Below are 20,482 nucleotides of genomic sequence, written 5' to 3' on the forward strand. Positions count from 1 at the left end.
TGTCTTCATCCCCTCTAGCATTTTGCTTGCTTAAGCTATTTATGATTGAGGGCTCCGAAGGTGCTGTCCTTGAAAGGCGGTTATCGCGTCGAATTGATCTTTTAACTGATGATATACGCTTGTATAAATAGATGTCAATTGTTGATATACGCGATAATTGCTTTCATTCACCTCGTGAGCCGTTCCAACCTGAATCCAATTGTGTGCATGAGCCAAATCATCAATCTCGCCCATTGCAAGTAAACCAAGCAGCGCTGCCCCGATGCCAGAGCTTTCGATGGAATCCGGCACCGTAACGGACGTACCTAGCATGTCCGTCATCATCTGGCGCCAAAATTCGGATCTGGCGAAACCGCCTGAAGCTCGAATTACTGCCGCTGGCCCCATAATTCGCTCAAGCGACGTTGCGACAGCTTGAATGGAAAACATGACGCCTTCCAGAGCCGCACGAATCATATGCTTCTTCTCATGGCTAAGGGAAAGCCCGAAGTAAACACCGCGAGCATTCGCATTCCAGTACGGAGCGCGCTCACCCGAAAGCAGCGGCAGGAACAACAGCCCGTCAGAGCCCGCTTTCACTTGGGAGGCTAGCTCGGTCAAGTAATCATACGGATCGATCCCTTGACGACGAGCCTCTTCGGCCTCCGCGGTAGCGATCTGATCTCGTACCCAGCGGAAGACTATACCGCCGTTGTTGATAGGTCCGCCAACGACCCAGAACTTCTCTGTAAGCGCATAGCAGAACAGTTTGCCTTCCGGGTCTGTTTGCGGCTTGGTCACTACGCTGCGCACAGCGCCGCTAGTGCCTATCGTGACAGCGACAACGCCAGGCTCAAAAGCGCCAACGCCTAGATTGGCCAACACACCGTCGGAAGCTCCGACAATAAACGGCGTGTCCTGGGACAATCCCATGGCAGAAGCGTATTCAGCGTTAAGGCCTTCTACACGATACGTTGTAGGAACTAGTTCGGAGAGCTGATCTGGCGTAACGCCAGCTTGTCCCAGGGCTTCTTCATCCCAATCCAAGTTCTCCAGATTGAATAAGCCTGTTGCACTGGCAAGAGAATGATCAATCACATAACGGCCAAAAAGCTTCGCGAAGACATATTCTTTGATACCAATGAACTTGTAGGTCTCTTTCATGAGCCCAGGTTCATTATCTCGGAACCACATCAGCTTGAGCAGCGGTGACATCGGATGGATTGGCGTGCCTGTTCGCGAGTATATCTGCTGCCCCAGCCCGCTGCGCTTCAATTCAGCCGCATACATCGCACTGCGATTGTCCGCCCATGTGATGCAAGCAGTCAGCGGTTTTGTGTTTTGATCAACTGCAATGAGACTATGCATAGCTGAACTGAAGGAGACGCAAAGCACTTGCTCCTGCTTGACGCCCACCTTCCGAACAACTTCGCCTATCCCTTGCACGACAGCATCAAAGATTTGATCCGGGTCTTGCTCGGCGCGATCAGCTGTCGGGGTGAAAAGGGGGTACTCAATGGAATGTGACCCCAGAACTTTCCCCTCGCGTGAAATAACAAGCGTTTTCGTACTTGTCGTACCAATATCAGCCGCAATGATGTAGGGCTTGAGGGTACTTAATTGGTCAGTCATTTGCTAATATTCCCCTCTGCGTTGAATGAAAGCTCATAAGGCTCAGTTAAAATCTCAATATCGGGATGCACGCGCGCAGCGTCGAGCAAATTCACGGAGATTTCAATTTCGCCAAGGTGCAGCGTATCTTGAATCCGAACCAGCTTACACTTTGTGTAGTCCAGGATGTTACAAGTTTTGACAGCCGCTTTGATCGCATAGAAATCATTCTCCAGCGTTGTTGCGATCTTCGTTGGCGCACATACAGTGGAGGTCAGTCCGTTAGCATATGTGAACTCCAGATTCGTTTTATCAACTAAGCGTTGAGTCGTAAAATCAGCCGTTCCTACCCCGTTTGCATTACCTTTCGTTTCTGGTGTCAAATCCAAAACAACCATTTTGGCAACGTCCGGGCCACCGTGGGCATAAGGCGTCGGGTAACGGCCGGTTACGTTCGGATCCATGCCGTCGCCGCTAATATTTTTACCGATATAATCAATGACCAACACGTCAATTTCATCGAATAAAATCTTCGGAAGCCGTGCTTTCGCTTCAATCAGCAGCTGCTCTTCGCGCTCTTCAATCTCGGCTGCAGGAAGAACTTCTACCCGGCAAGTCTCATCGTAGGCATTCTCGACGAGGGCTACACCGAACACGATCGGCAGCTTCTGAATCATCAGATTCGCCATGGCCGGCACATTCTCCGCCATATACTTAAAGCCCAGCTGGTGGCAAGCTTCTGCCCCTTTTTGCTTCCCTAACCCGATCGCGATCATCTTCATGATGCCGCTCTCAATACGTCCGCGGAACGCCGTATGCGGCTTCACGCGGTTAATGACAACGATAGCATCCGCTTCTGAGGCGATGCGGTCCACATAAACCGGCAAACCGTTAGGAAGCTCGTCAATTTTCACAACTTCCATAGAGGAACGAATCGGAGCGCCCATTGTCGCTTCCGTGATCCCAAAGTGAAGGAGCACTTCCGTTTGTCCTTCTGCCGTTGCACCGCCATGGCTGCCCATGCAAGGCACGATGAACGGGAACGCGCCTTTGGCCTTAATGGCATCAATCGTCGTTTTGGTAAATCCGGCGATGTTCGCAATCCCTCTGCTCCCTACGGCAACAGCAACTTGCTGACCTGGAAGAATGGTCTCCATAACGCCGCTGCTCGCAAGCTTATCGGCAAGCTCTTGCTCTGGATTTTCCAGAATCGTACGGTCGAACTTCTGACGAATCTTAACCACTTGCGGGATCGGAATATCATTTAACAGCTCTCTCAAAATGCTCATCGATTATTCCCTCTTTCTTTATGTTGACAGCTTCTTTACGGACTCCCGCACGACGAGCTCTGTCTTCAAAAGCACCTGCTCCGTTTCGTGCTGCTTATTCTCAATATTGCCAAGGAGCCGTACAGCGCCTTCTTTACTAATTTGTTCAATCGGTCTGCGGACGGTTGTCAAGGCGGGCGTTACATAAGCTGCAAACACCGTATCATCGAATCCAACAACGGAAATGTCCGTCGGTACCTGCATGCCGGCTTCCGATATCGCTTTCATTGCACCTAGCGCCATCTCATCATTGCAGCTAAAAACGGCAGTAGGCCGCTCTTCCAAGGCAAGAAATTGCTGCATAGCTTTATGACCGCTTTCGAGATCATACAAGCCAGGAATTCTGTAAATCGGCGGTACCTTAATGCCATAATGCTTCATGGCCCGTTCGAAGCCGTCCTTCCGATTTTGGGCGGATTTAAATCCTTTGCGCCCCTCAATCAATGCAATGCGCGTGTGGCCTTGCTCGATCAAATAGGAACAAGCCAGGAAAGCGCCCTGCTCTTCGTCAGACAGAATATTCAACACGCCGGCTGTGGAGACTGGCCGATTAAGAACGACGAGCGGGATGCCTTTACTTACGATATGTTCAATAATGGCCTGATCGTCATCGCTTTGAGAAACAATGATAATTCCGTCAAAGCTCTTGCGGGTAATGGATTGAAAGCTCGAATAATCATCAATCCCCTTAACAATCAGTTGGTATCGGTCCTGAATGACCGAATTGACGCCGCGGATGGCTTCATAGAAAAAACCTGCTGAAGTTCCTTTACTCAGTGTGGTAAAGAACAGCCCCAAATTATACGATCGATCGAGTACTAAGCTCTTTGCACTGTAATTGGGCGTATAATCCAGTTGCTCGGCTATGAGGCGAATACGTTCTTTCGTTTCCTCTTGAATAAGCGGACTATTATTAAGCGCTCTGGAAACCGTCGTATGGGACACACCCGCAAGCTTGGCAATATCCTTAATCGTTACGCTCATTCCTTCACCTCTATCAGAAGCATATCACATTCATGCACACGTTAACAATAGTCTTTTCAATAAAAAAGCTCCCTTTCCTGGGAGCGGTATACCCCTAGTTTAAGCAAAAATCCTAGTAAATACGCTTCTTCTTTTTCAGAAACCCTAAGAAACACAAAAGAGAGTCCGTATGTATAAATACAGGCTCTCTTCTTATTCAAATCCACTATTCATTCTCACATCTCCAATAAAAGCATTTCTTGACGCATTTCAAGCAATTTGGTTTTACTCTCCATAATCGCTTTGGCATCCCCGGATGCGATCGCATCATGCAAGGTGGCCAGTTCATAATCGAGCTCCATGCGCAAAATAGGGATTCGCTCATCAGTACGCTTGGATCGCAGCGCTTGCATGACTTCTTCTACTGTCACGGCTGGCTCCTTCTGATACAGCACTTTATGTTCGATGCCGCTAATTTCAACCATGCGAATGATTTCCCCGAACATAATATTCTCAATGAGAATTTGCCGATCCTTAAATCTTTTGACTACGGCATGACCGCGTGTGTCTCCAATCAATTTTTCCATCATTTCCGCGAGCTTCTCGTCTTTGAACGAATAATTACCCACGATTTTATACTTTTCACCAATTCGTTCAAACTTCAGCTTAATCAGCTTGCGTCCTGTACGAATGGAAATGATGAACTGCAGCTCACTTTCGTTCCAATACAGAGAATAACCTTCTTGAATGAGTGCTTTAATGAAGTTCCGGATTAGCCGGCGATCAAATCGTAACTCTAGGTTGCAGTACTCCACTTCATGACTCTTACTCACGGCAATCCCCTCCATAATTGGTGCGTTTGATTTTATTTAAATATTCAGACAACTTATCTTCTTATCCTTATCTTATTATGAATTCTATGTTTTAGCAACTTGGATTATTGACATTTTTTTAAGGAAAAACGTACAAAAAAAGCCGATGCCTGTATGACCGCGGCGCCAGCCTAGCAAAAAATGGAAGGCTGGTTTTGTTATGCAGAGTGGCCCGATTTAATGCCATCCCCAGAAAAATCCATCGCGCTCCCAAGCTGCTCTGCCGCCATGAAGTTTCTTGAATATTTTTTTGACTTCTTTGGAAATCGCTTGATTGCCATTCTCGTTGACATAAATAAAGGATTCTCCATAATGGCGAATAATATAGTCAACAGCTTCTTTCTGATGCAAAATCCCTGCGGATTTCAGCTGTTCAAGCATCCATTCTGCAACCTCGTTCGCCGTAACGGCCATTCCCGCTCTCTCCTTCGTATCACTCATTATCTCGAATTGAACCTTGTCCAATAAGATGAATCTATCGCTCCATTGTAACACATTTTCTTTACATTTATCGATGGATAGGTACAGGAGCACAATCATCCCCCTACAGGTCCATTCGCCCATTCACTCCTAGAGAGATCACCATATGCTATCCCTGTAAGACAAACGCACAGAATTAATCAACGAAAGGGTGATTTTGAATGGGTTATGAAGCTGGTTTTGGTGGTTACAATTCTGCCGCAGCAATTTTGGTTCTCTTTATTTTGTTAGTTATTATTTCTAGTGCATTCGTTATCTAATCCACTTCAAATACGAAAGGGCTGACTGGCATTTCGCCAGCAGCCCTTTATTCATATTTCCGCTAGAGAGCAAATTATCCTACTTCCGCATCCTCGGGTCTCAGAATTACAGTGCCGACACCAAGAAGAATCAGAGCAAATAAGGTCAGCACCCCCATGTGCATCCACATCTGGGACAAAGATTGCCCCGCAGCCATAAGCTGAATGGCTTCAATCACCCATTTCTGGGGAACGAAATCAGCAATTTTCTGCATCCAATCCGGCATCAGTGAAACCGGCCAAAAACAGCCACCTAGCATGCAAGTGGGCGTAACGATTAAAGAGTTGATCATGCCCATATTGGAGGCATTTTTCACCAAACCTGCAACTGCGCTGGCAATGCCCATACTTGCTAATAAGAAAAACTCCAACATAACAAATTGTGAGAAGAACGGCAGTCCATAATCATACAAAGCCACATACCGTGTAATAATCAAAATCACTAGCACTTGCAAGGTTCCTACAAAAAAGCTGCCGATAAAATTGCCTAGCATAATTTCTATGGAGCGAACTGGAGCCGTGAAGGTTCTTGCCATGGTCCGCATTCTCCGGTCCTCCATAATAACGGAAATCGTGTTATTGATAACCCCCATCATGAACATCAGCATAAAGCCAATGACAAGATGCATATTTGGATTAACATACAAGTTCAGATCCGTGACACGCGCCTTAACTTGGTGCTTTTCCAGCTGGATCAATGTCTTATCTACGGCATCCTGAAGTGATTTCTCCTGAAGTCCTTGCTCGAGCAGGGCATCAACAGTTCCTTGATAGCCGGTAAGGATGCTATCCAGCGTTATTTTCAACGTAACCGTCGCTTCACTTACACTTAATTGATACATCTCTACTTGCAGTGCGGAGCCCTTTAACAACGTCTCACTGAATCCCTCCGGAATGACGAACGCGCCACCGACACTTTGCTTCGTCACCGCTTCCTTCAAGTCCGCATCGGAAACTTGTTCCCTCAGCCGGTAATCTGGTAGTCCACTCAACTCTTGCACCAAATGGGCGCCGAGCGGCCCGCGATCCATATTGATATAAGCGATATCAACCCGATGCTCCTGCTGCTGTCCCATCACACCGATGATCAAGGAAACTACGCCCGCCGGAATGAGCAGATACATCAGAAAACCTCTTTTTTGTAAAATCGTGCGACGAAGCATATTATAGGCGATAAACAAACTATTCATGGTATCCCGCCTTTCGGTAGACGATGAAGGAAACAAGCAGTAATCCACCGCTAATGCAGCCCAAGACAAGTAAATGATGAGCTAAAACAGAGGCTTCACTGCCTAGCATAATGCGATACATGCTTTGCATCGCCCAGTAATTCAGAGTGAAATCACCAATTTGCCGCAGAAATCCATCCGGTAAAGGTGTAAAGCCCCCGCTTAGAAATGACATCGTCAACACAACCACCTGAAAAATGGTTGAGATTCCCTTGGACGATTTCACAATGAGAGCTGTTAATACCGCGAGACTCATGGACGCTATGACGACGAAAAAACAGATTAGCGCCAATAACCCATACGATTTTCCCCAATCGACATGATAAACAATAACGGTTGTGCCAACGATGACCGCCGCCTGACAAATCGCAATAAAGGCATTTCCGAGCACCTTGCCAAGTAAAATTGTAGATTCATGAATTGGCATGGCATTAAGGCGAGATAGTGTATGTTTATCCTTTTCGCCTTGCAGTGTCATCGCTGTAGAAAGGCCGGAGTATAACAAAAACATGACCAGCATCGATGCCGCATAATATTGCATAGCAGAATACTGGGAATTATTTGTTGCAAGATTGCCTAGCTTGACATGGCTAGCTGCCGGGGCAGCAACATGCTCAGACGAACCCTGATTCTGTGTAGAAGCTGCTGCTTCAGAACCAGTCGCGATCGCGATTGCCTGTCTTTGGTTTACGTTATCCAAGAAGGAACGAAGCACCATTTCGGCGGTCAAATTTTGCTCGTAATTGTTACCATAAATCATTTCCCATTCGGCTTCCTTCCCCGCCATTACACGGGCACTGAAATCATCAGGGATGATTAGCGCAAATTCAGAGACGCCTGATTTAAGCCTTTTGACAGCTTGGTCGCGTGTCTGAACTGTTGAAGTTTGAATCAAATTCCCGAGGTCGGGAGAATGCAGAAAGCCTTCCATACTTGATTTCAAGGCACCTGAATCTCCCTGCACAACGTCCACTTTCACCGGTTTGATGGTCCGGTCCTCCACTTTGAACGCTCCTGAAAGCGCTGAACCCAAGATGAATATGAGCAAAAGCGGCATAACAAACTGGATGGCCATGACATAACGCATGCGAAACATTCGCAAAACTTCATATTTTGCAATAATCCATAACGGCATCGCGCTCTCCCCCTAATCCCGTAAAGTTCTGCCGGTCAACGACAGGAATAATGCTTCAAGATCCGGTTCTACCTGCACGAGCGATTGAATTTTGACGTTATGTTTGGATAAAATGAACAAAATATCTTGCAAATAGGCTTGCGACGAACCGACCAGCAGTTCAAGCGCTTGCTCCTGAGCGTTGACTTGCTTGATTTTGGGATGGTCCCGCAGCTCCTTAACCGCCTCTTCGGATAAATGCGCCACCTGCAGCACAACCTTGTTATCCTGCGCGACTTTGCCACGAAGCTCCTCTTGCGTACCGCAAGCGATCAGATGTCCGTGATCCATGATGCCGACACGCGTCGAAATCGCAGCTACTTCTTCCATGTAATGCGATGTGTAAATAATCGTAGAGCCCATGCGGTTCAAGGTTTTGACCGACTCCAGAATGTGATTCCGCGATTGGGGATCGATGCCGACGGTCGGCTCATCCATAATAATCAGCTTAGGATGATGCATAATGGCGCAAGCAATATTTAATCTCCTCTTCATTCCGCCTGAAAAAGCGTTCGGCTTATCGTTAGCCCGATCCGATAACCCAACGAATTCAAGTGCTTCTTTCACACGGCTCTGCAAGAGGGCGCCCCTTAAGCCATAAAGTCTCGCGAAAAACGTAACATTTTCCCTGGCGCTTAAACTTTCGAAAATGGCAAGCTCCTGCGGAACAAGACCGATAAGGCGTTTGACCTCCAACGGGTCCTTGGCAACGGACAAGCCGTCTACAATCATTTCTCCCCCATCTATTTTGAGCAAGCCGCTCAGCATTTTGATCGTCGTGCTTTTCCCGGCTCCATTCGGCCCCAGCAGACCGAAAATTTCGCCTTCCTGAATGGATAAATTCAAATGATCAACGGATATTTGCTGGCTGTATTTTTTTACAACATTTTTAATTTGAATAAAACTCATAGGATCCTCTCCCTTTTCTCGACGGCTTGAATTACACTTATTGTACCTCATGGAAATGGCATCTACAGGTAGATTAAGTCATTTAACAAGGTGACAAAAGTCATAAGCACGCCATAAAACCTGTAGACTCACATGTCAATTATGCTATAATTTTCCTACACGCTTACAAAGGAAGGGAATCGCTTGTTACCTTTATTGCTTATTACCCGCTACACACTCATTCTCATTCCAGCGATTGCCTCCATGTATCTCGAAAGCTACGCGTCTAACGGCACGTATGTGTTCTTTATTCTTCTATTCTTCTGGGTCGCCGAGCTGCGAAGAACGATTTTCAAGAGAGCTGTGTGGATGCTTCTGATCGAAATCGCATTCAGCGGATGGCTAAGCTATACGTTTGACGGCTTATTATTCATGATTTTTTACTCCACAATGCTGACTTATCTTCATTCCTTTCATCGTCATCTCCGAATTTCTTTCTTAGGTGTTCAATTGATCGCTTTAAATCTGAGTTTACAAGGCCAATCGAGCAGTTCTTATGTGCTGGCCAATCTTCTCTTTTTTATCCTGGCGCTCCTATTGCTGCATATGAACCAGGTGGAACAAAACAAAGTGGATATCGAACTGCTCTATGATCAGCTGCGGCGGCAGCATTATGAGCTGGATGAAGCACGCATGCAGTTATTGGACTATGCCAAACAGGTTGAAAATATAGCCCAACTGGATGAACGGAACCGGATTTCCCGAGATATTCACGATGATTTGGGGCATCAATTAATTCGTCTCAAAATGATGATGGAAGCCGGCCTGCGGATTTTGCCAACCCAAATGGACAAAGGCATGGAGATGTTAACTTCCGTCAGGGACCAGTTGACTGAAAGTATGGAACTGCTTCGATCAACGGTGCGCAAGCTGAAACCGGATGACGACTCCATGCAGTCGTTCACACTTAATCGGCTTATTGAAGGATTGACCAAGGACAAAAGTATCGCTATTGAAGTTGATATTCAGGGAATGCCTTATGTCCTGTATCCAAGCCTCGCCTTCATTTTATACCGCAATGCCCAAGAAGCCATCACGAATGCAATTCGCCATGGCGGAGCAACTTCCGTTCAGATTCAATTAATTTATGAAACCAAGCAAATTACAATGAGCGTTTCGAATAACGGGCGACTCCCTGCCGTTCAAACCGTGAAAGGGCTTGGAATGACAGGTATGGAAGAGCGCAGCAAGCTTATTGGAGGTCAGCTTTATGTCGCCATGGACTCCGTTTTTACTGTGACAACCGTCTTGCCCACATTTCGTTAAACGAACTAATGCAAACGAAGAAAGAAAGGATTGAAACAACGATGATACATGTTCTTATTACTGACGATGATCCGTTTATTCGAGAAAGCTTGCAATTGATTATTGGACTTGACCCAGACATTACGGTTGTCGGTACGTGCAACCATGGCGATGAAGCATTGGCTTTTATTCAGAGCGGTGTTCAGGTCGATGTAGTCCTTATGGATATTAGAATGCCCATCTGCGATGGCGTGGAAGGAACGTTGAAAATTAAGCAAGCATATCCCGCGATTTCCATTCTGATTCTAACAACATTTGACGACGATGAATTTATCGTTCAGGCGCTTCGCAATGGGGCTAGCGGCTATTTGTTGAAGAACATTTCTCCGGACCGTATCGTTCAAGGAATTAAAACGGTTGAGCAAGGCAATTTGCTTATCCATCCTGACATTGCCAAGAAATTAGCTACCTTCATCAGCCCTGCTCCCACACCAAGCGCACCTCTACCTGCCATGCTCCGGGAATACGGACTAACGGCCAGTGAACAAGCTGTGGTTGAGAAAATATCGGAAGGCTTATCGAACAAAGAAATCGCCCAGGAGCTGTTCCTGAGCGAAGGTACGGTCAAAAATTATATCACTGAAATTCTCAGCAAGCTGAATCTCCGCGATCGCACGCAAATTGCTATCTTCTATTTAAAAAAACAATCCGGAGTCATCAGCTAGAGCAGCTATTTATTTACTTTAACGACCTCGATATTCTCTTTGGAGGAACTCCCCACCACATATTCAGGCTGATTGTTAGGGTTCGTATTATTGCTCTGAGTCAGCCTGAGTGTTGTGCGGAAGTAATGACCGTTCTCGACAAGTAAATAGCTGTATGTATTGGGTTCAGGCAGTGCATCAATAATAATCGGGCTTGACATGTACGGTATCTTATCGATTTCATAATATCGGAAGCTCTCTACATAGTCTTTGAGTGCTTTAATTTTAATAGGGTCATTCTCGCCTGTGACCGTAACACCTTCATTATACATATACGATGATTGCGGAGGCTCGCTTCCCCAAACCTTCTTCAATTCATCCTCTCCGACATAGATCTCTTCCGAATATTTCTCCTTCGCTTTGCGCAAGCCGGCTGTAGGAACACCCATTCGTTCCACATCCTTTAATCGATAGTACGTCAACTCAGTCGTGTTCGTGAGGATTGGATAAGTGGCACCTCGATAATCAAAGTACTGCACATAAGGGTATTGGAACACTATCTCTGTGTAATTGATATTATTTCCCTCTGTGGGTTGTCCTTGATTGATACGCGGGTTAATATAAATCGTTTTGGAACTCTCCTGCCAATTAACGACTGCCCCCAAATAATTTCCCAACTCTTTCACTGGCAAGTAGCTGCTATTGTTATAAATTAACGGCGGGTTCATAAGCGTCACCTGCTGCCCATTCACTACGATCTTGAAATCATTTCTTAAATACGCGTCAACACGTTGCAGCACATCTTGCGCATAGACGCCTGCCGTAAAGCATGTTCCCATCAAAGAGCCCAAAAGCGCAATCGCAGACCATTTCTTCATTCTCATATCCGAATTCTCCTGTCTTTAGCCATAGATTATTCCACATATTTCGGCAAACTCCTATATTTTCCTGCTTTTTTAGACAAATTGGGACCTTTTTCCTACTTGCATTCTACGAAACTCGTAAAACATTGCAGAGCGCACTCATTTATTTTAAAATAATTGAAAAACGTAAGTGAAATGAGGCATCTGACGATGAGCTTTACTGGATTTACACAACATGATTTTGATACGTTTGCTATAGAAGGTCTAGATGGACGAATGGAAGCCATTCGCGAGCGCATTCAACCTAAATTCAAAGCGTTAGGCGATTCTTTGGCACAGGATCTCTCGCTTTTGGCCGGAACCGAAATGTTCTTACATATTGCCAAGCATTTAAGACGCAAAATTAATCCGCCGGTGGACACCTGGATGGCGATCTGCCCAAACAAAAGAGGCTATAAGCAAGTCCCTCATTTCCAGGTTGGCCTGTTCGATGACCGTGTGTTTATCTGGCTGGCACTCATCTATGAGCTGCCTAATAAAAGCAACATCGCTACCACGTATATGAATCAGATCGATCGCATTCAAAAAGAAATTCCCGCCGATTTCGTCCTGTCCTTCGATCATATGAAAAAGGATGTCACCACGCTTGCTGACCTGGACCGCGATGCTTGGAATGATGCTTTGATCCGTTTCCGCGATGTCAAAAAAGTTGAGCTGCTGATCGGCAAAAACCTTCATTTCCAAGATCCTGTGCTGACCAAACCTGACGAACTTGAATCCCTGATTAAAGACACGTTTGAAAAGCTGGTTCCCTTGTATCAACTGGCAGTCGACGCGAAATAACTCGAATCTTGGAATTTTTATGTAAAACTAAGGTTATTTTAAACTAAAATTAATCCCTCCTGCACAGACTATGTTCTGTAATTCCTATTATTTGGGAAAGGAGGCGTACACACATGAGTCAGCATTATAGAAAAAAGCTTCTGGTGAGCACGATGGCCCTCTCGTTCGTCTTGGGAGCAGCTATGCTCCCATCACTTTCAGCTTCGGCGCAAGCTCCTTCCGAGAATCAGCAGGAGATCGTCTCTTCGCAGCAAGCTGATGAGAAAGGGCACGGGCGGCATAGCCGCAAATGGCCGATTATCGAAGAAGCCGCCCATGTCATAGGCGTTGACAAAGAAGTGCTCGTGAAGTCGCTCAAGAGCGGCAAAAGCATCGTGGAGGCAGCCGCCGACAAAGGAATCAGCGAAGCCGACCTAACGGCCAAACTCGAGCAGCTCCGTACCGGGAAGATCGAAGTGGCCGTGAAGGATGGCAAGCTGACAGCCGACCAAGGCGAGCACATGAAGCAAAAACTTGGCGAGCATCTGAAGTTCATCCTCAACGAGAAGAACCTGCTGGACAGCCATGGCAGAAGCAAGTGGCACCGCTTCGGACTGAAGCCTGACACGGAAAAGCTCGCCAAAACGCTCGGACTGAGCAAAGATGAACTGCACGCCCAGCTCCGCTCCGGCAAGTCGCTCGCCGAAATCGCTCAGTCGAAAGGCATTTCCAAGGACAAGCTCGTCGCGTCCATTAAAGATCAACTAACCCCTTCCATTGAGAAATGGGTTGATCACAAGAAAGAGAAGAAAGCTAAGGAATAGTCACATAAAAAAGACTGCTCTCTGTCATCTTTGATGGCGTTGGGGCAGTCTTTTTTTATCCAGATCCATTCAACCAAGGACTCTTTATCGCCCCCCCAAGCGTTCTTCTCAGGCTTTTTCAGCTTGGGTATGATGTCTGTGTCCCTGCGTTCGATTGGGGGCGTCTTGCCCCTGAAATGCGGTGCTGACGCCCCTCATGCATCAAAAAAAGCTGTACACCCGCCATCTCTACCGAGATAGGCTAGTGTACAGCTTTTCATTTACTCTAAGCCGTTTGCTGTTGGACGCGCGTCTGGCGGTCAACCAGCACGAAGCGCTGCAGCAGCAGAATCGCCGCCAAACAAAGCACGCCGCCGATAATAAACGGCAAGGAATGCGCGATGGCGAACACCGCTCCGCCAAGCAGCGGGCCGGCAATGCGGCCCAGGCTGTCCATGGAGGAGCTGAGGCCCGTCGCGACGCCTTGACCGACTTTCGTGCGCTGCGTAATCAGCGACGTTACACAAGGCCGTATCAGCGCGTTCCCCGCGCCGAATACGGACAAGTAAATTGCAGCGGTGACTACGCTGCTGGAGTACAGCAGCAGGAAAAAGCCAGCTGCTGAGAGCAATAAGCCGATGCCGATCACCTTCTGCTCGGCACCCTGCTTGACCAAGCGGCGAACGACGCCGCCTTGAATCAACGCGCCGACGATGCCGCTGGCAAGGAACATCATGCCGATATCAAATGGCGTTGCCCCGATCTTGTCCATTTGATAATACTGAAGTGTTGCTTCTAAGCCGGCTAGTGTAAACGAGACGAAAAAGGATAACACATACAGATACTTGGACGCTCCGGAGAATGCAGTCCATCGGGATGGTGCTTTCTCCTTCACCGAAGAGCGCTTATTTGCCGGCAGCGATTCCGAAAGGATCGCAAAAGCAAATAGAAACGAGGCGAACGCCAAGATGGAAGCTGCGAAGAAAGGCACATAAGTCCCCCAGCGGCTTAGAATACCTCCTAGCGCCGGCCCGAAGATAAAACCTAAGCCGATCGACATGCCCACCATGCCCATGCCTTTCGTCCGATTCTCGGCCGTTGTAATGTCCGCCACGTAAGCGACAGCACATGCTGTGGCAGCACCTGAGAATAAGCCCCCCAAGATACGTGACACGTACATGACCCACAGATGCCCATTTGCAAATCCGAAAATCAAAAAGCTGATACTAAAACCCAGCAAGCCAATCAAGATGATAGGTCTGCGTCCAATACGGTCCGACACCGCGCCCCATATTGGAGACATCAGAAAGGAAGCCGCAGAGTAGACCGATAGCAATAACGCGTTATGATACTCAGAGCCGGCTCCTTTGACAACTTCCGGCAGGATGGGAATGATAATGCCAAACCCTACGAAAATGGTCATCAACAACAACATGATGATTCCAATCTGTTTATTCATGATGCTTATGAGCCTCCAAACCAAACATTTTTCCTTATCGTACCATACCTTTTTTGGGGATGGAAATGAACATTTGAAGAACAAGTAACAGTACAAGGACTGAACCGCTCATCAAAAAAGGCGCATGATAGCCATATACATCCCAAAGCTTGCCGGAAACAATCGGGCCGACGATCATACCCAGTCCTTCAATCGTCAGGAAAAACCCCCATACCGCCCCTCTTTTCTCAGGTGGTATCGCTGAAGCAATCAATGCATTCCAGGAAGGTATGATAAACGCATAGCCGATTCCAAGCAGGGCTACCAATACATACAGTATGGTCATAGACTTGGCATATGTAAACAGCAGCAGCGCTGCTGCGCTTATCGTAAAACCCGCTATCAAAAACGGACGTATGCCTCGGCGATCCACCCATTTCCCCATCGGAACTAAACAAATGACCGTGACGGCTCCTCCGGCAATCAAAAACATGCTGTATGCGAAGGAGGAAAGCTTTAACACCTCTTTGGCATACAGGGTCAAAATCGGTGTCAATATGCCAAGAGCAAACGTCTGTGCGAACATCGCGGGAAACATCAGCGGACTAACAGACAGCGATCGCTTTACTTCACTCAGATAGATTGAAATTCGCTGAGCAAGCGGTGCTTTCTGTATTTTAGCGTGGGTAAAGACCTTTTCCGTCCCCACATCCGTAGTTGAACTCTTCCTAGGCAGCATCAGCGCTACCAGCACTACAACCGTCATGCAGGCAATTAATAAACGGAATGCTGTGCTGTAGTGATTTTCGCCTACAAAGAAGTTGATCGCCACCGGCCCCAGTCCGACACCTGACAGCCATGCCATGTAAACGACGCTCATAATCGTCGCTTTGCCATCCTCTCCCGCCACTTCTGTCGTACCTGTAATTACACAGGGCCACAGCGGGGCTGTACCAAAGCCAAGCAGCGCACAGCCGACTATCATCCATATATATTGGGACGTTGTCGCCATCAGGATTACGGATATAAAGGTCAAGAGCACACCTGTGAGCATGGTTGTACGGTAACCGAGCTTATCAATGATCCAGCCAACGGGCGTGCGCAGCACATTATCACCGATATATTGCGCCGCAAGCGTCCACCCGATAATAAACGCGGATGCGCCAAGCCCTGTTTTCATATATACCGGCAATATGGTAATGAGCAGTGCACCCTTCACAAATTCGACGATAAACATAATAATTAACAATTCGATCACAAATGGGGAAAACAGCTGGTTTTTTCGCCATTTTTGCCTCAAAATCATGCGATTTCTCCTTATTTGGCCGTATTTTAACAAGTGTTGTTAGTTTTTCCCCAATTTGCACAAACTATTTTCAAAAAATTAGCTTGCATGAAATCTCTAGTTTGATATACTCATTTTGTTTGTTGCAACTTTCGACAAGCAATCCACGATAGAAGGGAAGCGATAATCAGGTGGATCATACCCGTACCCCCCTGTTCAATGCATTGCTCAAGCATGCTGAAAGAAATCCGATTCAATTTCACATTCCTGGCCACAAAAAAGGAGTCGGCATGGACCCGGAGTTTCGTTCCTTTATTGGAGACAACGCCCTGTCCATCGACCTCATCAATATAGCACCGCTGGATGATCTCCATCAACCGATGGGTGTCATTGAGGAAGCCCAGAAGCTGGCTGCGGACGCCTATGGCGCCGACCATACGTTTTTCTCCGTACAAGGAACAAGCGGAGCCATCATGACGATGATTATGACCGTCTGCTCCGAAGGTGATAAAATTATCGTTCCGCGAAACGTACATAAATCCGTACTTGCCGCGATTATTTTCGTAGGCGCTAAGCCGGTGTTTATCCAACCAGCTCGTGACAAGAACTTAGGAATCGACCACGGTATTCCGACTCGTTCTGTCCGCAGAGCGCTCGAGAAGCATCCCGATGCCAAAGCCGTCTTGGTCATCAACCCGACTTACTATGGCGTATGCACGAATTTAAAAGAGATCGTTGATCTCGTACACAGCTATAACATGCCGGTCCTTGTTGATGAAGCGCATGGCGTGCTCATTCACTTCCATGACAAACTGCCGATGTCCGCTATGGAAGCAGGCGCTGATATGGCCGCGACTAGCGTTCATAAGCTTGGCGGTTCCATGACACAAAGCTCCGTCTTGAACGTAAAAGGAAATCGCGTAAATCCGAAGCGGATTCAAACGATTATCTCTATGCTTACGACGACTTCTACGTCCTATATCTTATTAGCTTCGCTGGATACAGCCCGCAGGCACTTGGCCTTGAACGGGTATGAAATGGCGGAACGTACAATTGCCCTTGCTCAGTATGCAAGAAAACAAATCAATGAAATTGAGAACCTCTACTGTTTTGGGGAAGAAATTCTAGGCGAAGAAGCGACATTCACTTATGATCCGACGAAAATATGTGTCCACGTGCGAAAACTCGGCGTCACGGGCTTCGAAGTCGAGAACTGGCTGCGCGAGCACTATAATATCGAAGTCGAAATGAGCGATATGTACAACATACTCTGCCTCATTACGCCGGGGGATACGCCTGAGAACATTGAGACTCTACTAGAAGCTCTGCGCAAACTCTCGCATATGAATGACGATGTTGTTGAAGTTAAAGAGGTTGTCATTAAAGTTCCTGCTATTCCTCAATTAACGTTGACACCGCGAGATGCTTTCTATGGAGAGACCGAAATTTTGCCGTTCAAAGATTCCGCCGACCGGATCATCGCTGAGTTCATCTACGTTTATCCACCAGGGATTCCGATTTTGCTTCCAGGTGAGGTCATCACGCAAGAGCTTATTGATTACATCGTCGAGCATGTTGAGGTTGGACTTCCTGTCAAAGGCCCTGAGGACCGCAGCGTTCAAAACGTCAAAGTTATCGTTGAGACACAAGCGATATTCTAAGTCTTTAACTGATAGGTAGTTATTGTAAAACCGTTTACATGATGCTATGATGTTGGTGATGTTTAGCGAATGAGGTGAACAAGGAATGGCTCAAAGCGCTTATATTAAATTCGTAACAGGCTCCCAAGTACCCGCACTCACCTTGGATGAACTCAAGGACAGGCTTTTGCATTACCGTGAGCAGCTCAGTCTGACAGCCAAGCAGCTTGGCTGGGAATATGACGAGGCCGGATTCCCTTATACCATTGAGACGAAGCCGGAAGGCGAAGGCAAATGGTTCTATCTGAAAGGTATCAATCCTTTATACAAATATATCGTGATTGGTGTCGGCAGCGAGAAGGTTCAAGAGGAATACCGGCATTATGTTCAAGTTGTTTTGCCTGACGACGCCACTCATGGCGATAAGAGCAAAGGCAATGAGTTCTGCAAATACCTTGGTAAACTGTTGAAAGCTGAACTTCATCTATTTAATGGCAGAATCATGTATTTCAATCCTAGAAAATAACATTTTACACGAACGGGGCTGTCCCAAATGGTTGATTCAAACCATTAGGACAGCCCCGTTTCATAATAAATAGTGAAAGGGCTGCCCTTCAGTAGATCGCCTACTGACTGGACAGCCCTTTCTTATGTATAGCTCTTATTCTTCGCCTTCTTGAGCTACAATCTCATTGTAAATGGTCACTACGCGTTCCCATTCTTCTTCATCCTCAATGTTGACTAGGAATGCATCGTCGCCATCTTCCTCAACACGGAAAATAACGCCGTCCGCTTCAGGATCATTGCGATCAAGCAATACCGCATAAGCTTGCTCTTGAGATTGGAAGGTATACACCATGACCATCTCATGCTCTTCACCGTTCTCGTCCGTTACGATAAAAACATCTTCCCCATGCTCGTGATCGTGGTCACAGTCCGGGCCGTGTACATGATCGTGCTTCTCATCGCTCACAGGCAGAACCTCATTTCGTCGAATAATTAGTTACGTCATTATCCTAACATTTTCATATTCAGAGGTCAAACCACTTTCTTGCGAGCTTATCCTATTCGGATTGGATTTGCTTCTCGGATACGACGGAATAATCGCTAGAGCCTGTAGCTTGCATCGCAAATTTAACAACATAAGTGCCTGCTTCGTCAAATGAAACACCATACAAAGGCACCTTCAGCCAGAAAGACTCTTTGGAGTCCGTGATGGCTTTCACTACAGGTGTAACCACACTTTTGCCGCTTGGCGATACAATGGAAACTTTGACAGAACTAATGCTTGTTTTCAAATTATCCACTTGTGCAAACACAATAAAATCCGCTTGCTTCCCGCGTTCAACGACGCCGAATGGAACGATGGCCGAGTCTTTCCGCACTTCCGTTGTAAAGAACAAGTGCACGTTCGGTTTGTACAAATAGGCCGTCTTATTGGTGTTATCCCATTTCACCAGCGCTTGCAAGGCATCGCTAACCGCACGTAAAGGTAAAACGGTGCTGCCATCAACAATAAGAGGCGGAACATCCGAATCCCCGAACTCCGATGTCGTATCGTTGACGACCAGTCGGGCAATGTTAAATCCCTTATAATCCCCCCATATCGACGAGGCCACCACTGCAGCCGTACTTAGAACAAAAAACACCAGCATCAACGTAAATATCCGCTGAACAACTTTCATTTTGAATAACCTCCAGCTCTCGTTAGTAAACTTTATGTCTGCATCTTTATACTCCGAAGGTTAAAAAGAGTTGCGATGATTTTATAATTTTGATAAAAATGATAGAACGCGTTGGTTGTACGCCTCCGGCTGCATGTTATAAGACCCGACATGCCCCGCTTTTTGTGTGAGCCAAAGCTCAAAAACGTCTGGATGCCGACGCCACATCCCTTCACTATTGGACCATGGAATCGCATCGTCATCTTTGCTGTGTATAAAAAGAATCGGTCTCGGATAAATGCGATCAACTGCCGCAAGCGCATCTACATGCCGGGGATTAATCCCTATCAGCCTTGGCAAAATGCCCAAAATCAAAGGCGTGAACGGAAACCTTGGCAGCTTCGACCACACCGGCAAGTTATCTCGCAAGTATGGGCTTAGCTGGCTAAAAGCACTATCTGTAATCACCCCCGCAACGGAGGATTCTTCCGCTGCAGCTAAAAGTGACGTGCTTCCTCCCATCGAGAAGCCCAGCAAGCAAATTTTACTCGGGACATGCTCCTGCACCCACTGAATAGCCCCCAACACATCTTGCTTCTCCAAATATCCGACAGTCGTCAAGCTGCCTTCCGAATTGCCCGAATTGCGAAAATCAAACATAAGCACATGATAGCCGTCATCAACGATCGCCTTCGTTAAAGCAAGCGCCGGCAGCCCCTTTTCCAGTCGTGTACCCGCATATCCATGTGACATAATGACTGTCGTTGCCAACTCTCCTTGGGGTGCGAAAGGCGATTTGAAAAACCATCCATCCAATGCAACGTCCTGCGATTGGCTCGGAAAAACAATATCCTGCTTCTGCAAGCCGTATTGCTCAGGGAACTCATCGACGATTTTTCGTTTCGGATGTGTTAACTGCCAACCGACATAGGTAGAAATACCCACCAAAATCAAGCCAATCGTCACGATCAGCGCTCCAATTAAATACCAAATCATCCCAATATCATCACCTTAAATGAAATAAACTTATGTATACATCGTACTTTAAGCTTATACGCCATACATATTATGGTTGAAATCGTACAACCTCCCATGCTACATTAGAAAAAGATGTTTTTTGTCGAAAAATGGGGGC

General features: G+C 46.8%; 21 protein-coding genes. 7 read left to right on the forward strand and 14 right to left on the reverse strand.

Going from position 1 to position 20,482, the window contains the following annotated elements:
• Positions 1 to 39: 39 nt before the first annotated feature.
• The 5 genes from gntK to GON05_RS20745 form a co-directional block, all read right to left on the reverse strand.
• Positions 40 to 1,611 carry a gluconokinase gene (gntK, locus tag GON05_RS20725; RefSeq protein ID WP_157321439.1) on the reverse strand — a complete coding sequence of 524 codons (1,572 nt, stop codon included), beginning with the start codon at positions 1,609 to 1,611 and terminating at the stop codon, positions 40 to 42.
• Positions 1,608 to 2,879, reverse strand: coding sequence for a nickel pincer cofactor-dependent isomerase, group 22 (locus GON05_RS20730; protein WP_127452119.1), 1,272 nt, complete (start codon positions 2,877 to 2,879; stop codon positions 1,608 to 1,610). Before GON05_RS20730 ends, gntK begins: the two co-directional genes overlap by 4 nt.
• An 18-nt stretch (positions 2,880 to 2,897) precedes the next feature.
• Positions 2,898 to 3,902 (reverse strand): LacI family DNA-binding transcriptional regulator, encoded by a 1,005-nt coding sequence (locus tag GON05_RS20735; RefSeq protein ID WP_157321441.1) that lies wholly within the window; start codon positions 3,900 to 3,902, stop codon positions 2,898 to 2,900.
• A gap of 215 nt (positions 3,903 to 4,117) precedes the next feature.
• On the reverse strand, positions 4,118 to 4,714 hold the full coding sequence (locus GON05_RS20740; RefSeq protein WP_127452115.1) for a hypothetical protein: 597 nt from the start codon (positions 4,712 to 4,714) through the stop codon (positions 4,118 to 4,120).
• Between the two features lie 216 nt (positions 4,715 to 4,930).
• Positions 4,931 to 5,167, reverse strand: a complete 237-nt coding sequence (locus GON05_RS20745) for a DUF6953 family protein (RefSeq protein WP_127452406.1) — start codon at positions 5,165 to 5,167, stop codon at positions 4,931 to 4,933.
• A gap of 227 nt (positions 5,168 to 5,394) precedes the next feature.
• On the opposite strand from GON05_RS20745, the gene GON05_RS20750 reads away from it, so the two are divergent.
• Positions 5,395 to 5,493: a YjcZ family sporulation protein gene (locus GON05_RS20750; protein ID WP_127452113.1), complete on the forward strand. Its 99-nt coding sequence runs from the start codon at positions 5,395 to 5,397 to the stop codon at positions 5,491 to 5,493.
• Between the two features lie 74 nt (positions 5,494 to 5,567).
• On the opposite strand, the gene GON05_RS20755 is transcribed toward GON05_RS20750, so the two are convergent.
• Genes GON05_RS20755 through GON05_RS20765 form a run of 3 tightly spaced genes read right to left on the reverse strand, consistent with a single transcriptional unit; the run spans position 5,568 to position 8,844 of the window.
• Positions 5,568 to 6,722: an ABC transporter permease gene (locus GON05_RS20755; RefSeq protein ID WP_157321445.1), complete on the reverse strand. Its 1,155-nt coding sequence runs from the start codon at positions 6,720 to 6,722 to the stop codon at positions 5,568 to 5,570.
• Complete coding sequence (locus GON05_RS20760; RefSeq protein ID WP_157321447.1) at positions 6,715 to 7,896, reverse strand: ABC transporter permease; 1,182 nt, start codon at positions 7,894 to 7,896, stop codon at positions 6,715 to 6,717. The genes GON05_RS20755 and GON05_RS20760 overlap by 8 nt, the downstream gene beginning before the upstream one ends.
• Before the next feature lie 12 nt (positions 7,897 to 7,908).
• A complete protein-coding gene (locus tag GON05_RS20765; protein WP_157321449.1) occupies positions 7,909 to 8,844 on the reverse strand; it encodes an ABC transporter ATP-binding protein in 936 nt (311 codons plus the stop codon).
• Between the two features lie 183 nt (positions 8,845 to 9,027).
• On the opposite strand from GON05_RS20765, the gene GON05_RS20770 reads away from it, so the two are divergent.
• Positions 9,028 to 10,149 (forward strand): sensor histidine kinase, encoded by a 1,122-nt coding sequence (locus GON05_RS20770; protein ID WP_157321452.1) that lies wholly within the window; start codon positions 9,028 to 9,030, stop codon positions 10,147 to 10,149.
• 41 nt (positions 10,150 to 10,190) lie between these two features.
• Positions 10,191 to 10,853 carry a response regulator transcription factor gene (locus tag GON05_RS20775; RefSeq protein ID WP_157322265.1) on the forward strand — a complete coding sequence of 221 codons (663 nt, stop codon included), beginning with the start codon at positions 10,191 to 10,193 and terminating at the stop codon, positions 10,851 to 10,853.
• Positions 10,854 to 10,858: 5 nt separating this feature from the next.
• Here GON05_RS20775 and GON05_RS20780 read toward each other — a convergent pair whose 3' ends face one another.
• The gene (locus tag GON05_RS20780; RefSeq protein ID WP_157321454.1) at positions 10,859 to 11,716 is read right to left on the reverse strand and encodes a stalk domain-containing protein; all 858 of its coding nucleotides are present in this window, start codon (positions 11,714 to 11,716) and stop codon (positions 10,859 to 10,861) included.
• Between the two features lie 189 nt (positions 11,717 to 11,905).
• Between GON05_RS20780 and GON05_RS20785 the strand changes: the two genes are divergently transcribed.
• Both GON05_RS20785 and GON05_RS20790 read left to right on the forward strand, forming a co-directional pair.
• A complete protein-coding gene (locus GON05_RS20785; protein WP_157322266.1) occupies positions 11,906 to 12,538 on the forward strand; it encodes a YktB family protein in 633 nt (210 codons plus the stop codon).
• A gap of 113 nt (positions 12,539 to 12,651) precedes the next feature.
• On the forward strand, positions 12,652 to 13,341 hold the full coding sequence (locus tag GON05_RS20790; RefSeq protein WP_157321457.1) for a hypothetical protein: 690 nt from the start codon (positions 12,652 to 12,654) through the stop codon (positions 13,339 to 13,341).
• 265 nt (positions 13,342 to 13,606) lie between these two features.
• Here the strand turns inward: GON05_RS20790 and GON05_RS20795 are convergent, their stop codons facing one another.
• Positions 13,607 to 14,779 carry an MFS transporter gene (locus GON05_RS20795; RefSeq protein WP_157321459.1) on the reverse strand — a complete coding sequence of 391 codons (1,173 nt, stop codon included), beginning with the start codon at positions 14,777 to 14,779 and terminating at the stop codon, positions 13,607 to 13,609.
• A 34-nt stretch (positions 14,780 to 14,813) separates the two neighbouring features.
• Entirely contained in the window at positions 14,814 to 16,064 is a 1,251-nt protein-coding gene (locus tag GON05_RS20800) for an MFS transporter (protein ID WP_157321461.1), read from the reverse strand.
• A 170-nt stretch (positions 16,065 to 16,234) separates the two neighbouring features.
• Here GON05_RS20800 and GON05_RS20805 point away from each other — a divergent pair, with 170 nt between their 5' ends.
• A complete protein-coding gene (locus GON05_RS20805) occupies positions 16,235 to 17,704 on the forward strand; it encodes an aminotransferase class I/II-fold pyridoxal phosphate-dependent enzyme (protein ID WP_127452094.1) in 1,470 nt (489 codons plus the stop codon).
• 85 nt (positions 17,705 to 17,789) lie between these two features.
• Positions 17,790 to 18,209 carry a DUF1885 family protein gene (locus GON05_RS20810; protein WP_157321463.1) on the forward strand — a complete coding sequence of 140 codons (420 nt, stop codon included), beginning with the start codon at positions 17,790 to 17,792 and terminating at the stop codon, positions 18,207 to 18,209.
• A gap of 135 nt (positions 18,210 to 18,344) precedes the next feature.
• Here the strand turns inward: GON05_RS20810 and GON05_RS39770 are convergent, their stop codons facing one another.
• The 3 genes from GON05_RS39770 to GON05_RS20825 form a co-directional block, all read right to left on the reverse strand.
• Positions 18,345 to 18,656: a DUF1292 domain-containing protein gene (locus tag GON05_RS39770; RefSeq protein WP_127452090.1), complete on the reverse strand. Its 312-nt coding sequence runs from the start codon at positions 18,654 to 18,656 to the stop codon at positions 18,345 to 18,347.
• Between the two features lie 91 nt (positions 18,657 to 18,747).
• Positions 18,748 to 19,368 (reverse strand): stalk domain-containing protein, encoded by a 621-nt coding sequence (locus GON05_RS20820; protein ID WP_127452089.1) that lies wholly within the window; start codon positions 19,366 to 19,368, stop codon positions 18,748 to 18,750.
• An 81-nt stretch (positions 19,369 to 19,449) separates the two neighbouring features.
• The gene (locus tag GON05_RS20825) at positions 19,450 to 20,343 is read right to left on the reverse strand and encodes an alpha/beta hydrolase (protein WP_157321465.1); all 894 of its coding nucleotides are present in this window, start codon (positions 20,341 to 20,343) and stop codon (positions 19,450 to 19,452) included.
• Positions 20,344 to 20,482: the final 139 nt, after the last annotated feature.

The sequence above is a fragment of the Paenibacillus anseongensis genome (assembly GCF_009757995.1).
GTDB lineage: Bacteria > Bacillota > Bacilli > Paenibacillales > NBRC-103111 > Paenibacillus_E > Paenibacillus_E chondroitinus.